The organism is Quadrisphaera sp. GCM10027208, from assembly GCF_042658805.1.
In the GTDB taxonomy this organism is placed as follows: Bacteria; Actinomycetota; Actinomycetes; order Actinomycetales; family SCSIO-59966; genus SCSIO-59966.
On the sequence record NZ_JBHSRC010000009.1, the window covers coordinates 20,259 to 34,215 of the forward strand.

Annotated in this window: 10 protein-coding genes; 9 read left to right on the forward strand and 1 reads right to left on the reverse strand. The window is 72.2% G+C overall.

Annotated elements, in window-relative coordinates; translation table 11 throughout:
- Positions 1–4: 4 nt before the first annotated feature.
- The 5 genes from ACFP6A_RS13260 to ACFP6A_RS13280 all read left to right on the forward strand — a co-directional run bounded on the left by ACFP6A_RS13260 (position 5) and on the right by ACFP6A_RS13280 (position 8,087).
- On the forward strand, positions 5–2,533 hold the full coding sequence (locus ACFP6A_RS13260; protein ID WP_379604267.1) for a glycosyltransferase family 4 protein: 2,529 nt from the start codon (positions 5–7) through the stop codon (positions 2,531–2,533).
- Positions 2,530–5,214 (forward strand): polysaccharide pyruvyl transferase family protein, encoded by a 2,685-nt coding sequence (locus ACFP6A_RS13265; protein ID WP_379604269.1) that lies wholly within the window; start codon positions 2,530–2,532, stop codon positions 5,212–5,214. The genes ACFP6A_RS13260 and ACFP6A_RS13265 overlap by 4 nt, the downstream gene beginning before the upstream one ends.
- A 112-nt stretch (positions 5,215–5,326) precedes the next feature.
- Positions 5,327–6,187, forward strand: a complete 861-nt coding sequence (locus tag ACFP6A_RS13270) for an ABC transporter permease (protein ID WP_379604270.1) — start codon at positions 5,327–5,329, stop codon at positions 6,185–6,187.
- A 58-nt stretch (positions 6,188–6,245) separates the two neighbouring features.
- Complete coding sequence (locus ACFP6A_RS13275; protein WP_379604272.1) at positions 6,246–6,980, forward strand: ABC transporter ATP-binding protein; 735 nt, start codon at positions 6,246–6,248, stop codon at positions 6,978–6,980.
- 3 nt (positions 6,981–6,983) lie between these two features.
- Complete coding sequence (locus ACFP6A_RS13280) at positions 6,984–8,087, forward strand: glycosyltransferase (RefSeq protein WP_379604273.1); 1,104 nt, start codon at positions 6,984–6,986, stop codon at positions 8,085–8,087.
- Here the strand turns inward: ACFP6A_RS13280 and wecB are convergent.
- The gene (gene wecB / locus ACFP6A_RS13285; RefSeq protein WP_379604274.1) at positions 8,065–9,150 is read right to left on the reverse strand and encodes a non-hydrolyzing UDP-N-acetylglucosamine 2-epimerase; all 1,086 of its coding nucleotides are present in this window, start codon (positions 9,148–9,150) and stop codon (positions 8,065–8,067) included. The two genes, ACFP6A_RS13280 and wecB, sit on opposite strands and share 23 nt — an antisense overlap.
- 102 nt (positions 9,151–9,252) lie before the next feature.
- Between wecB and ACFP6A_RS13290 the strand changes: the two genes are divergently transcribed.
- Genes ACFP6A_RS13290 through ACFP6A_RS13305 form a run of 4 tightly spaced genes read left to right on the forward strand, consistent with a single transcriptional unit; the run spans position 9,253 to position 13,950 of the window.
- On the forward strand, positions 9,253–11,265 hold the full coding sequence (locus tag ACFP6A_RS13290; RefSeq protein WP_379604275.1) for a glycosyltransferase: 2,013 nt from the start codon (positions 9,253–9,255) through the stop codon (positions 11,263–11,265).
- Between the two features lie 11 nt (positions 11,266–11,276).
- Complete coding sequence (locus tag ACFP6A_RS13295; RefSeq protein WP_379604277.1) at positions 11,277–11,873, forward strand: acyltransferase; 597 nt, start codon at positions 11,277–11,279, stop codon at positions 11,871–11,873.
- Positions 11,873–12,961 (forward strand): DegT/DnrJ/EryC1/StrS family aminotransferase, encoded by a 1,089-nt coding sequence (locus ACFP6A_RS13300; protein WP_379604279.1) that lies wholly within the window; start codon positions 11,873–11,875, stop codon positions 12,959–12,961. The genes ACFP6A_RS13295 and ACFP6A_RS13300 overlap by 1 nt, the downstream gene beginning before the upstream one ends.
- Positions 12,961–13,950: a Gfo/Idh/MocA family protein gene (locus ACFP6A_RS13305; RefSeq protein WP_379604281.1), complete on the forward strand. Its 990-nt coding sequence runs from the start codon at positions 12,961–12,963 to the stop codon at positions 13,948–13,950. The genes ACFP6A_RS13300 and ACFP6A_RS13305 overlap by 1 nt, the downstream gene beginning before the upstream one ends.
- Positions 13,951–13,957 lie beyond the last annotated feature (7 nt).

Consider the following 13,957-nt stretch of genomic DNA (forward strand, 5'->3'; position numbering starts at 1 on the left):
GACGATGGCGCACACGGCGGACGCGCCGCACCTCGTCATGGTGGTCGGCAACCGGGTCGTCGGGGACTCCCGGGTGGAGAAGGCCGCGCTCAGCGCCTACGCCGCCGGGTACCGGGTCACCGTGGTCGGGCTCATCCACCGCACCGTGCCGCCCTTCGGACTCATCGGCCGCGTCCCCGTCTACCGGGTGCGCCCCGACTACCCGTTGCACGCTGAGTGGCAGCGACGGCACCGGCTGGACGCCGAGGAGGAAGAGCAGCCCGACGTCCGGGCTCGGGCCGCCGAGCGGGGCTACGCCCAGCGCCGGCTTGCAGCGGACGCAGCCCGCACGGACGGCGGGAGGGCTCGGCGGTTCACTGTGCCGGCGCGGCGCGCACTGCTGTGGGCACAGAGTCGTGTGGACACCGTGGCCCAACACGTGCAGGAGCAGCGCACCGGCGCCCGGCTACGGGTGGCAGAGCTGCACGCCAGGGCGCCGTGGCCCGGTGCCTGGCGCCGAGCCTGGCCGCTGATCCAGGACCTCGAGCACGCCTTCGCCGATGTGATCGTGTCCCTGGAGCCGGACCTCATTCACGTGCACGACCGGCACCCGATGCCGGCTGCCCGCACGGCCCAAGGCCTCCTCGCAGCGCGCGGACGTCACGTGCCCTGGGTCTACGACGCGCACGAGTGGTTGCCGGGGGTCACGTTCACCGGACCAGCCGTACACGGAGCGGCCTGGCGTGCTGCCGAGGCCGAGCTGGCACCGCTGGCCGACGCCGTCGTGACCGTCTCCGAGGAACTTGCCGACATGCTGCAACGTCGGCACAACCTCCGGCAGCGGCCCGCGGTGGTCACCAACGCCCCCTTCTCCGAACTCGTCCCTGACCCCTCTGGCTCACGTCGGACGGTCCGCGAGGAGTGTGGGCTGGCGCCGGACGTGCCGCTGCTCGTCTACGTTGGTCGGATCGCCGAGAAGCGGGGGGTGGCTACCGTCGTCCGGGCCCTCGCCGACGTCCCCGGTGCCCACCTCGCCGTCGTCGCCTCGCCCGAGGTCGACCTGCGGAACGCCCTGCGCGACGTCGCCCGTGAGGTCGGCGTCGCCGACCGGCTGCACATCCTGGACTACGTACCCGCCCAGAGCGTCACCTGGTACATCTCGAGCGCCACGGCGGGGGTCAGTCCGCTTTCCCACACGGCCGCTCACCATGAGGCCCTCGCCACCAAGGTCCGCGAGTACCTTCATGCCCGGTTGCCGGTGGTGGGCAGCGACGTCCGGGCCCAGGCCCGCTTCCTCTCCCGGACTGGTGTCGGCACGGTGCACGCGGCGGATGACCCGGTGGACTGCGCGCGCGCCGTCCAACAGTTGTTGGCAGATGTCGACGAGTACCGCGCGCGGATCACTCCTGAGCTGCTTGCCGAGCACTCCTGGGAGCGCCAGGAGCGGACTCTGCACGAGGTGTGGGCGCGACTGTTGGGGGACCGGTCTCCAGCCGCAGGTCGGTCTAAAGCCGCCGACGACGAAACAGACGCTGCGATGGCGCCTTCCCGCGGGCCACGGATCGTCCTGACCCCCGTTCGTAACGCCCGGGCTGCCCGCCCGCTCGTCAAGGAGCTGGCGGAGGCTTCCGGTGGGTCGGTCCGCATGGTTGCCGGCACCGGGACCCCGCGGAGCGGGCTCGGCGCGGAGGTCTCGGTTCTACCGGCGGTGGGCAGCACCGAGGCCGAAGTGCGCGACGGTGTCGCCGCTTACCGGGAGATCGTCGCTGACAGTGATGCTGTGCTCCTGCGGCAGACGACACAGCTCTTCGGTGGGCTTGGGGGTGACGCCGATGCCGAGTTGGCCGAACTGGCCCGGCACCGGCCCGTTGCCCTGTTCCTCGACGCCGTAGCCGTCACCGGCCCCGGCGAACCGCCGGTCCCCGACCCGCTCGACGCTTCATCTGAGCGTGTCGCACAGCGCCTGGTGCGGCAGGCACGGCGTACCCGAGACCGGGCGGCACGGGCAGGGGTGCCGGTGCTGGTCACCGGCATGTCGGCCCGCCATCACCTGCCGCAGGCGGTCTGGGCCCCGGTCGTCGTGCACGTCGCCGACAGTCCGCGCAAGCCTGGTCCAGGGCCACTTCGCGTCCTTGTTGTCGAGGGCGAACGGGGCCCCCAGGAGGCCTCCGCGGTCACGAGCCTGCGGGCCGCGGCGGGCAGTGCGTGGCGAGTGGCGGAGCCGGGAACGCCACTCGAGGAGGTGGACGTCGTTGTCGAGCGGCTCCGTGCCGGTGATCTCACCGACCTGGCGGCCGCTGCGCTCGGTGCCGGCTGCGTGGTCCTGGGACACGTACCGGCGGCGGCACGTGCTGGACTGCCGGCCGTTCTACCGGTCGTCGAGATCACTCCTGACGGCCTCGTCGCTGCTGTCGCAGGGCTCTCCAGGGACCGGGACCGGTTCGCCGACCTGAGTGCCGCCGGATGGAAGTACGCCGCCGACGTGCACGCCGGGCCGCTCACCGCAGCGACCGTCCTTGCGGCCCTGGGGCTGGACCGGTCCGGCGCCGGATGATCGACGTCCCCCGTCTCCGTGTACTGGTGCTGGGCCCGCGCCGGGCCGGTGTGCCCACGGCCGCGGGCGGTGCCGCGGCCGGTCTACGGGCCGCCGGCCACGTCGTGGTGAGCGCCGAGGAGGGCGACATCCGTCGTGGCACTGGGCTGCTCGACCGGTTCAGCCCGCACGTCGTGCTCGCCGCGCCCGTCCTCCTGCTCGACTCATCCACCCAGGAGGCCGTCGCGCACGCCGGCGCTGCCCTCGTGGGCATCCAGGACGAGGCGGTCGCCACCACTGCGGACAGTGGCTACGACCTGGTCCTCACGTCGGGAATCGATGATGGGGACCACACCAGCCTGGCCCCACCACCCCCCCGGGGCCTGTTCCGCCCTCCGGCCGTGTACCCGGAGACGGCGCTGGCTCCACTGCCTCCCCTCGTCACCGATGCCGATGTGCTCGTCGTCGGGGACGCCTCCGATCGGCCCGGCTGGCAACGTGCGGCCAAGTTGCTGGGCCGCTCCGTCCGGGTGCGCGCAGCCGGTCCCGGCTGGCCCGTGGCAGGCAGCGGCCCGGTCGCAGGCGCAGCGCTGGTCCAGGCCTTGCGTGCCGTGCCCCTGCACGTGCATCTCGGCCCCAGTCGCTCCGTTGCCGACAGCGCCGCCGCTGGTGCCTTTGTCGTCGTCCCAGCCGGTGGAGCAGCTCAGCGGTTGGCCGAGGAGCTCCTTCCCCGAGACGGCTTCGTCGCCTTCGCCGACCAGGCCGAGCTGGAGAAGTCGGTGCGGGACCTGCTCGAGAACGTTCGCGAGGTTCGGGCCAGGGGGCGCCGCAACGCCGATCATGTCCTCGCCCACCACCGCTGGCAGCACAACTGCGTGGCGCTCCTGACAGAGCTCGTCCGCGCCGCCGACCACGGCGAAACTGACGACCGCGTGCTGCAGGCGTTGGACAATGCCCGCGCGGAGGCCCTGCCGCCGCCCCTACGGGTTCTGGCCGTCGGCTGGTACGGCACCGGCAACACCGGTGACGAGCTCATTCTCGAGTCCCTGCGACGGTCGGTCGAGGACGACGTGCCGGGTGGTCAGCTCGTCGTCGCTGCCAAGGATCCCGTCATGGTGCGCACTGTGCACGGCGTCGAGGCGTTCGACCGGCTGGACCGGGACGAGGCCGACGAGCAGGTCCGCCGTGCCGCTGGTGTCCTGGTGGGCGGGGGAGGGCTCTGGCACGACTACACGTTCGCCGCCAACGACGGTGTGAGTGGAATCTTCACCGGAGCCACCGCCTCTGTCGGGGCGCTGGCTGTCCTTCCCCTCATCGCTGCCGTGCACGGCGTGCCGGTCCATGTCGTGGGAGTGGGCGCCGGGCCGCTCGACGATCCGGACGCCCGGGCCGTCGTCCGGTTCGTCGCTGACCATGCCGCCTCGATCACTGTGCGGGACCCCGAGTCGGCCGCTCTTCTCACCGGCATCGATCGCTGGCGGGCTGCGATCGACGTGGCGCCGGATCTGGTCTACGCCCTCGCGCGCGGCGCCGCACCGCTGTCGCGCCTTCCTTCGCAGTGGGCGCAACGGCAGGTTCTCGGACTGAATCTTCGCCCATGGCCCGGTTCCCGGGCCTTCGAGGCCGAGGTGGCCCGTGTCGTCGCCGACCACGTGGCGCGCGGCGGCGCCGTCGCCGCAGTACCGCTGCAGGCCGCCGACGCCGCCGTCCTGCGGCGGGTGCTGTCCACCGCGCGCGTGGGTGCCGAGGACGCCGTCGTCCTCGACCCGGTGGTCGACGTCGACCAAGTGCTTGTTGATCTGGCCGATTGCGACGGCCTCGTCGCTCAGCGTCTTCACGCGTGCCTGCTCGGACACCGTTCCGGGGTACCTGTCCTCGGCGTCGCCTACGACCCCAAGGTTCGCCGCCACTTCGACGAGCTGGGTCGCGGCGACCACGTCCTGACCCTCGACCAGACCGACCGGCTCGCCGGCGCGGTCGAAGACCTGCTCGCCGAGAGAACGCTGCCCGAGGACGTGCGTCGCCGGGTCGGCGAGCTCGAGGTGTCTGCGCGGGAGTCACTGCGTCGGGTGCTTACCGGCCTCGGGCGGCAACGTCCGGCGGAGCCCGTCGCGCCCCTGCGGTTCCGCCCCGCCGCTGCTCCCGGGAGCGTGACCGTGCTCGGGCGCGACGGCGCCGTCGTCTCCGGCAGCACGCTCGCCCCCGATCGGCAGCCTGCAACCCGGCTCCGGACCCTCACCGACGGACTCCGGATCCAGCTCGCCGGCCCGGTCGTCCTCGCCGGTGACCACGTCACCTGGACGACGACGCTGCCCGGTGATCCCGGTCACGGTCGCCGTATCCACGTCGAGCTCACCACCGACGAGGGGAGCCGAAGGGCCGGGCAGGAGCAGCCGAGTAGTCCGTCAACCCTTTGGCAGCTGCTTCTGGACGAGCGGGTGGTCGCGGAGGAGGAACCCGGTCACTGGGAGGGGCGGATCACCCTGGTCGTGGCTCTCGCCGACTCCTCCGCGGCGGTACGGGTCGGTGTGCGGACGCTCGTCCTGGAGGAAGCCACGCGACTACAGGAGATGGCCGCCGTGACCATCCACCAGGTCCGCGGCGAACGGTGGGACCGTGCCCCGAGTGACCCGCTGCGCCGCCGGGCCTCCGTCGCCCCGTTGGTCACCTCGACAAGCCCCGCCACAAGGGTGCTGACGTGACAGCACCGACCGCGCGTCTATCCTGGACCGGCTCGGGCGCGCCCCGCACCGTCCAGCGGCATCCTGCGCGGTGCCCCGCCTGCCCGGCCATCACAGGAGGACCGACACATCGATGAGGTCGACTCGCAAGCTGGCCACTGACCCAGAGGTCCAGGTCTACGAGCCCCACAAGGTCGGGCTGCCCAAGATCGGGCCGTACGTCCGGGACCTCTGGTCCCGGCGGCAGTTCGCGGCCGAGCTGTCCCGGGCCACGATGCGCGCCGCGAACAGCACGACCTTTTTCGGTCAGCTGTGGCTGGTGATCAACCCTTTGCTGCTCGCCGGTGTCTACTACGTGCTTGTCAACATCCTGTCCAGCCGCGGGGGACTGGACTACCTCGTGCACCTCGTGGGCGGGCTCTTCTTCTTCTACTTCATCTCCGGTTGTGTGACGAGCGGGGCGCAGTCCGTCACCGGCTCCGGCAAGCTCGTGACCACGATGGCTTTCCCGCGGTTGCTCATGCCGCTGTCCGCCGTCCGCACGGCTTTCTTCCGGTTCCTGCCAACGATGGTCGTCTACCTCGTGATCCACGTGGCAGCTGGAGCGCCGTGGTCGCCGAAGATGCTCCTCGCAGGCGTCTTCCTGCTGCTGGCGACCGTATTCGGGGCTGGTCTCGCGGCCCTTATGGCTGCCCTGCAGGTGTACTTCCGGGACACCTCCAGCTTTCTCCCGTACTTCGTGCGGCTCTGGCTCTACCTCTCCCCGGTCCTGTGGTACCCCGAGGACGTCGTGAACAGGCTCGGCGCTTTCTCCCGGGTCGTGGAACTGAACCCGCTGTACAGCATCATCGGTGGCTGGACCGACCTGCTCGTCCGATCCGAGATGCCACAGCCGGAGACCTGGCTCGCGGCGGCCGCCTGGGCGCTGATCGCCGCGGTTGCAGGGTTCACCTTCTTCATGTCACGGGAGCGTGATTTCGCTGTCCGTCTCTGAGACCGTCCCGACCGCCGCGGCGACGGAACCCCCTGCCGTCAGCGTCCAGAACGTGTCCGTGACCTACCGGACGACGTTCGAGAAGACGCCCACCTTCAAGGACGCCATCGTCCGGTTCGGACGCGGGGAACGGGCCGTCCACGAGATCCAGGCGCTGAAGAACATCTCCTTCGACGTCCCGCACGGCACCGCGCTGGGGATCATCGGTTCGAACGGTGCCGGAAAGTCGACTCTCGTTCGCACGTTGGGAGGCGTGCTGACCCCGACGTCCGGACGGATCGAGGTGCGTGGGCGGATCAGCGCCATGCTGGCGCTCGGTGTGGGCTTCAACGCGAATCTCTCTGGCCGGGAGAACGTCGTCCTCGGCGGCCTCGCGGCTGGGCTGACCCGCAAGCAGGTTCAGGAACGCGCGGACATGATCGCCGACTTCGCCGAGATCGGGGAGTTCATGGACCTGCCGATGCGGGTGTACTCCTCTGGTATGTACAGCAGGCTCGCGTTCGCAGTGTCCGTGCACATGGATCCCGATATTCTGCTCATCGACGAGGCTCTGTCGACCGGTGATGCCCACTTCAAGCACAAGGCTGCGGAGAAGATGGCCGAGCTGATGAAGTCGGCGCGGGCGATGTTCCTGGTCAGCCATTCCATGGCCAGCATCCGGGAGCTGTGCAACCGTGCCATCTGGTTGCACAAGGGCAAGCTCATGATGGACGGGACCCCGAATGAGGTCACACACGCCTACGCCACCTTCGTCAAGGTTGGCGAGGACGCGTTCACCATGGACGACCTGTAACCGGTGGCCGACCCCGTCGACGTCACCGTCGTCACCTCCGGCCACGACGTCGCCGACGCGCGGTTGCACCGTGAGGTCGCCGCGTTGCGTCGCGCCGGCCTGCGGGTCGAGGTGCTCGGGCTCGGCGACGCTGCTGCCGGCCCGCCTGGTGCCGCCACCCGCACGACGCGGCGCCGCGGCCCGCTCGGGCGGGCGGTGCTCGCCGTCACCCTGCCCTGGCGGGCCCGGGGCCGGGTGCTGCTGAGCCTCGACCCGGACTCCGCCCTCGGCTGCTGGGCGGCTGCCCGGCTGCGCCGACGCCGCTGGGTGTGCGACGTGCACGAGGACTACCCGTCCCTGCTGCGGGACCGGCCCTGGGCGACAGGCGTCGCCGGTCGCCTCGCCGGCGCCGTCGCCCGCACTGCCACCGCGGTGGCCGCACGCGCCGACGTCACCGTGGTCGCCGACGACCACCTGCCGCCGACGGGACCGAGCGCTCGCCGGCGGCTCGTCGTGCGCAACCTGCCCGACCCCGACGCGCTGCGACCGGTCCGCGCCGCCCGCGGCGTGAAGGACGCCGCACTGCGGGCGGCGTACGTCGGGGACCTCCGCACCTCCCGCGGGCTGCGGGCCATGATCGAGGCGGTCGCCGCCGCCCCCGGCTGGCAGCTCGACCTCGTCGGACCGGTGGCAGCCGCCGACGAGGACTGGCTCGCCGAACGGCTCTCCTCCCCGGACGTCGCCGGCAGGGTCCGCGTGCACGGCCGGCTCGACCCGGTCCGCTCCTGGCAGGCCGTCGCGGGCGCCGCCGTCGGTCTCGCCCTGCTCGAGGACACCCCGGCGTTCCGGGCCGCCGTCCCGACGAAGGTCTACGAGTACCTCGCCGCCGGGCTCGCGGTGCTCGCCACGCCGCTGCCGCGGGTCGCTGCCCTTCTCGACGCCTCTGGCGGGGGAGTTCTGGTCGCGGACGCCGCTGCTGCCGCCGCCGTGCTGCGGGACTGGTCCGCCGACCCCGCAGCGCTCGCGGTGGTGAGGGACCGCGCCGCAGCCTGGGCTGACGAGCACCTCGACGGCGCGGCGGAGACCGACCGGCTCGCCACCGCCGTCAGCACGCTGCTGAGCCGTTGACCCGCAGCGCGTCGAGGACCTGCGCGGCCGCCGTCCCGTCGCCGTAGGGAGTGCCCCGGGGCGTCGGCGGCACCGGCCGCACCGCCCGGCGGTCCAGGCCCGCCAGGTCGCCGGCCAGCACGTTCCAGCCGCCCTCGAGGGTCTCCACCCACTCCGTCTCGTGCCGCAGGGTCGTGCACGGCGTGCCGAGGAGGTACGCCTCCTTCTGCAGCCCGCCGGAGTCCGTCACCACGCCCGCCGCACGGATCAGGGCGGCCACCGTCTGCGGGTAGCTGAGCGGGGCCACCGGGCGCAGCGCCCCCGTGGCGAGGTCGATACCCGCCGCCCGGCAGCGATCCGCGAGCCGGGGGTGCACGGGCAGCAGCACTGGCACGGGCAGCGCCGCGAGCGCGTCGACGACCGCCGCCAGCCGCGCCGGGTCGTCGGTGTTCTCGGCCCGGTGGACGGTGGCGAGCACGAACGGCGCTGTGCTGTCTGTGCTGCTGTCTAGGCCGGGCAGCGCGGGCGGGTCGGCCAGCACGGCGTCCCGCACTCGCAGGCACACGTCGGTCATCACGTCCCCGACGAGCCGGGTCCGACCGGCGAGCCCCTCGGCGCGCAGGTGCTCCACGGCCGTCGCGGTCGGGGCGAGCAGCAGGTCAGCGGCGTGGTCGGTGAGCACCCGGTTGTGCTCCTCGGGCATCCGCCGGTTGAACGAGCGCAGGCCGGCCTCCAGGTGCGCCACCGGCACTCCGAGCCGGACGGAGGCCAGCGCCCCGGCGAGCGTGGAGGTGGTGTCCCCGTAGACCAGCACCCAGTCCGGCCGGTCGGCGAGCAGCGCCTGCTCGATCCCGGTGAGCATCGCGGCCGTCTGGGTAGCCAGGGAGCCTGGGCCGACCCCGAGCTCGACGTCCGGTGACGGCAGCGCCAGGTCGGCGAAGAACACCTCGGACATCGCCGGGTCGTAGTGCTGGCCGGTGTGCAGCACCCGGTGCTCGACGTCACCGGCACGGGCGAGCTCCGCGGCGACCGGCGCGAGCTTGACGAACTGGGGCCGCGCGCCGACCACGCTGAGCACGTGCACGACGGCTAACCTACCGGCGTCCGGTAGCCATCCCTCAGGAGCAGTGTGGTCCCCGAGCCGTCGTCCTTGCCCAGCGCGCCGGGAACCCCCGAGCACGTTGTGATGCTTGTCGTCAACGACGTGACCAACGACAACCGGGTCAAGCGGTCAGCGGTCGCCCTGGCCGAGGCCGGACTGCGGGTGACCGTGGTGGGACGGGCGCGGGATGACCGGATGACGGTCCGCCCTCTCGGGGATGCGGTGCTGCTGCGCATCCCCGTGCCACTCACGGTACGTCGCGACGTCGTCGGCCGAATGCGGCAACGACGGGCGCGCCGCCCGCTGCCGGCGACGTGGGCGACCGAGTCCGCGCGTGCCGCCCGGCGCGCCCGGATGACGGCCCGTGCAGCAGATCGGCGGGGCTTCGGTGCGCTCGCCAAAGAACGTCTTGCGCGGTCGGCGTATGCCGGCGCCGAGATCGTGGACCACTCTGTCGCTCGCCTGTGGGAGCGATGGGACCGCTGGGTGCAGTCCTCCACTGTTCGAGCCGACTGGCGCAACGCTCTGGGTGGATTTCCCGATGACCTCGAACTGGCCTTCGGACCGGTCATCGACGCCCTTGAACCCGACGTCGTGCACGCCCACGACGTGCACCTCCTTGGCGTCGCAGCGCGGGCCGTCGAGCGAGCGGCCACGAGGGGACGGCACGTGCGTCTGGTCTATGACGCACACGAGTACGTGGCTGGCCTCGCGGTCACGGGTTCGCAAACTGCTCGGTCGGTCGCGGGGTGGGCCGCTCTGGAGGCGGAGTACGCACCCCGAGCGGACGCCGTAGTCGCTGTGAGCCCGCACACCGGCGATGCGCTGGTCCGTCGGCTCCACCTGCGCAGCGAGCCGGTCGTCGTGCTCAACACCCCTGTCCCGTCCAGCGTCGGCGACGAGTTCCAGTCGCCGAGCCTGCGTGAGCGGTGCGGCTTGCGGGGCGAGGCGCCGCTCCTGGTCTACTCCGGCGGACTCGCCGACGTTCGAGGTGTGGACGTCGCCGCCCGCGCGCTGGCCCTGCTGCCGCAGGTCCACCTGGCGGTCCTCTGCGTACCCGGTGTCACCGCACCTGGAGCGGTAGCGCTCGCTCGGCTCGCCGAGGACCTTGGAGTGGCTGATCGCGTGCACCTCTTGGACCCCGTTGGCCCGTCGGAGCTCCTCCCCCTGCTGTCCGGCGCCGACATCGGTCTCATCCCTATGCGAGGCGGGTTCGCCAACCACGAGCTGACACTGCCCAACAAGCTTTTCGAGTACTCCGCCGCCGGGGTACCGCTCGTCGTCAGTGACCTCGCTGCGCTGGGAGAAGTTGTCCGGCGGTGGGGGATCGGCGCCACGTTCACGCCTGGGGACGAGGTGTCACTGGCCGAAGCCGTCGGCGTGGTCCTACGACACCGAGACCGGTATCGGCGTGCGCTCGCTGAGCCCGCCCTGCAGCGGGAGTTCTCGTGGTCGCGCCAGGAGGCGAGGCTGCGCGAGGTGTACGAGCGGCTTCTCGGTCACCGGTTGCCCTCCGATGGCGTCGGCGTATCCCGCGGCCACACCGGTCTCGAGGAGCAGCCCGCTCGCCACGACGAGCGGACCCCACGGGTACTGCTGGGACCGCTCAACGCCGGCGGTCGGGCCAGCGTCTGGGCCGACCGGTTGCGGCAGGACCACGGGATCGGCAGCGACGTGCTCATGGTCGGACGGCGTCGCAGCGACCCGGTGGTGGCCATGGCGGTGGACCGGGTGGCCTACCGCGGTGACCCGGCAGTCAACGTCCGGCTTCTCCACGAGGTGCTGACGCGGTACAGCCACGTCGTCCTGGAGGACGCGCAACCAGTGACCAGTGGGACAGTCGACCTGGCCACTGAGCTCGCCGATCTGCGGCACGCCGGGATAGGGGTCGTCGTCGTTCTGCACCGGCCTCCCGCGCCGGGGGTCGTGGACACTGTTGTCGGGGCTGGGTGCCCGATCCTCACCGCAGACCCCGACGTCGCCCGGACCATCAGCGGTTGCCGCCTGCTGCCAGCTGACGACGTCGCCGCAGCGGCAGAGCTGGCAGATGTCCTCGGCCTGGCCGCCTCGGACGCAGCTGCCTTCGGTGGCCGCTAGATTGGCGCGTTGTGACCACGAGGATCGCCGACTCTGCTGACGTCGACCCGAGGGCCCGGATCGGGGACGGGACGAGCGTCTGGCACCTGGCACAGGTGCGTGAGGACGCCGAGATCGGCCCGGAGTGCATCATCGGCCGCGGCGCCTACATCGGCACCGGTGTCCGGATGGGTGCCCGGTGCAAGGTGCAGAACCACGCACTCGTCTACGAGCCCGCCGTCCTGGAGGACGGCGTCTTCGTCGGCCCCGCCGTCGTGTTCACCAACGACCACTTCCCGCGCTCCGTCGCCCCGGACGGCTCCCTCAAGCGCGCCGACGACTGGGAGGCCGTCGGCGTCACCTGCCGCCAGGGCGCCTCGATCGGGGCCCGAGCGGTGTGCGTGGCGCCGGTGACCATCGGGCGCTGGGCGATGGTCGCCGCCGGCGCGGTCGTCACCCGGGACGTGCCCGACTTCGCGCTCGTCGCCGGCGTCCCCGCCAAGCGGGTCCGCTGGGTGGGGCGGGCCGGCGAGCCGCTGGAGGACGACGGGAACGGTCGCTGGCGGTGCCCGGTGACCGGACAGACCTACACCGAGACCGACGGACACCTCACGGAGGCGAGCAGCTGATGCCGGACATGATCCCCGCCGCGAAGCCGATCATCGGCGACGAGGAGCGCGAGGCGGTGGACCGCGTGCTGCGCAGCGGCATGATCGCGCAGGGCCCGGAGGTCGCCGCGTTCGAGCGGGAGTTCGCCGACGCCCTGGCCGGCGGCCGCACCTGCGTCGCAGTGAACTCGGGCACCGCCGGGCAGCACCTCGGTCTGCTCGCCGCCGGCGTCGGCCCCGGTGACGAGGTGATCGTCCCGTCGTTCACCTTCGCCGCCACCGCCAACTCCGTCGCGCTCACCGGGGCCACGCCGGTGTTCGCCGACATCGAGCCGGAGTTCTTCTGCCTCGACCCCGACGCCGTCGACGCCGCCGTCACCGAGCGCACCGTCGGGGTGATGCCCGTCCACCTCTACGGGCACCCCGCCGACATGACCCGCCTCGGCGAGGTCGCCGAGCGCCACGGCATCCGGGTCTTCGAGGACGCCGCCCAGGCGCACGGCGCGACGTGGCAGGGCCGCCAGGTCGGCACGTTCGGCGCGTTCGGCATGTTCAGCCTCTACCCGACGAAGAACATGACCTCCGGTGAGGGCGGCATGGTCGCCTCCGAGACCGACGAGATCGCCCGGATGGTGCGACTGCTGCGCAACCAGGGGATGGAACGCCGGTACGAGAACGAGGTCGTCGGGTTCAACGCGCGGATGACCGACGTCCACGCCGCGATCGGCCGCGTCCAGCTCGGCAAGCTGCCGCAGTGGACCCGCCGACGTCAGGAGAACGCGGCGTTCCTGTCCGAGAACCTGCACGGGGTCGTCGTCCCCCCGGTCGCCGACCAGGCCACCCACGTGTGGCACCAGTACACGATCCGGGTGCCCGAGGACCGCGACGGGTTCGCTGCCGCGCTCGCCGAGGAGTACGGCGTCGGCACCGGCGTCTACTACCCGATCCCGAACCACCGGCTGCCGAGCTTCGACCTCACCCTGGACCTGCCGCAGACCGAGCGGGCCGCCGCCGAGGCCCTCTCCCTGCCGGTCCACCCGTCGCTGAGCCAGGACGACCTGGAACGGGTCGTGACCGCCGTGAACGCCCTCGCCGGGGCGGGTGCGTGATGGCGAACCTGCGAGCCGGCCTCATCGGCCTGGGGATGATGGGCCGCCACCACGCCCGCGTGCTGCGCTCGCTCGACGGCGTCGACCTCGTCGCCGTCGCCGACCCCGGCGGCGACCCGCACGGGGTGTCCGGCGACCTGCCCGTGCTGTCCTCCATCGAGGACGTGATCGCCGCCGGCGTCGACTACTGCATGGTCGCCGTGCCGACCGCGTTCCACGAGCAGGTCGGGCTCGCGCTGGCTGAGGCCGGTGTGCACGCCCTGGTGGAGAAGCCGCTGGCCGCCGACACCGCCGCCGCGACCCGGCTCGCCGAGGCGTTCGAGTCCCGTGGCCTCGTCGGCGCCGTCGGGCACATCGAGCGGTACAACCCGGCGCTGCAGAACCTTCGCTCCCGGCTCGAGGCCGGCGAGCTCGGCGACATCTACCAGGTCGTCACCCGCCGGCAGGGCCCGTTCCCCGCCCGGATCGCCGACGTCGGCGTCGTCAAGGACCTCGCCACCCACGACATCGACCTCACCGCCTGGGTCACCCAGCAGCCGTTCACCTCCGTCGCCGCCCGGACGGCCCTCAAGAGCGGCCGGGAGCACGAGGACCTCGTCGCTGTGGTCGGCCAGCTCGCCGACGGCACCGTGACCAGCCACCTCGTCAACTGGCTGTCGCCGATGAAGGAGCGGGTCACGATCGTCACCGGGGAGAAGGGCGCCTTCGTCGCCGACACGCTCACCGCCGACCTCACCTTCCACGCCAACGGCACCATCCCGACCACGTGGGGCTCCCTGGCCGAGTTCCGCGGCGTCTCCGAAGGGGACGTCGTCCGGTACGCGATCGCCAAGCCGGAGCCGCTGCGGACCGAGCACGAGACGTTCCGGGACGCCGTCCTCGGCCACGACGCGGACGTCGTGACGATGCGGCAGGGGCTGCGTACCGTCGCCGTCGCCGAGGCAGTGCTGGACTCTGCTGCGACCGGCCGCACCGTCGAGATCGACTGACTAGCTG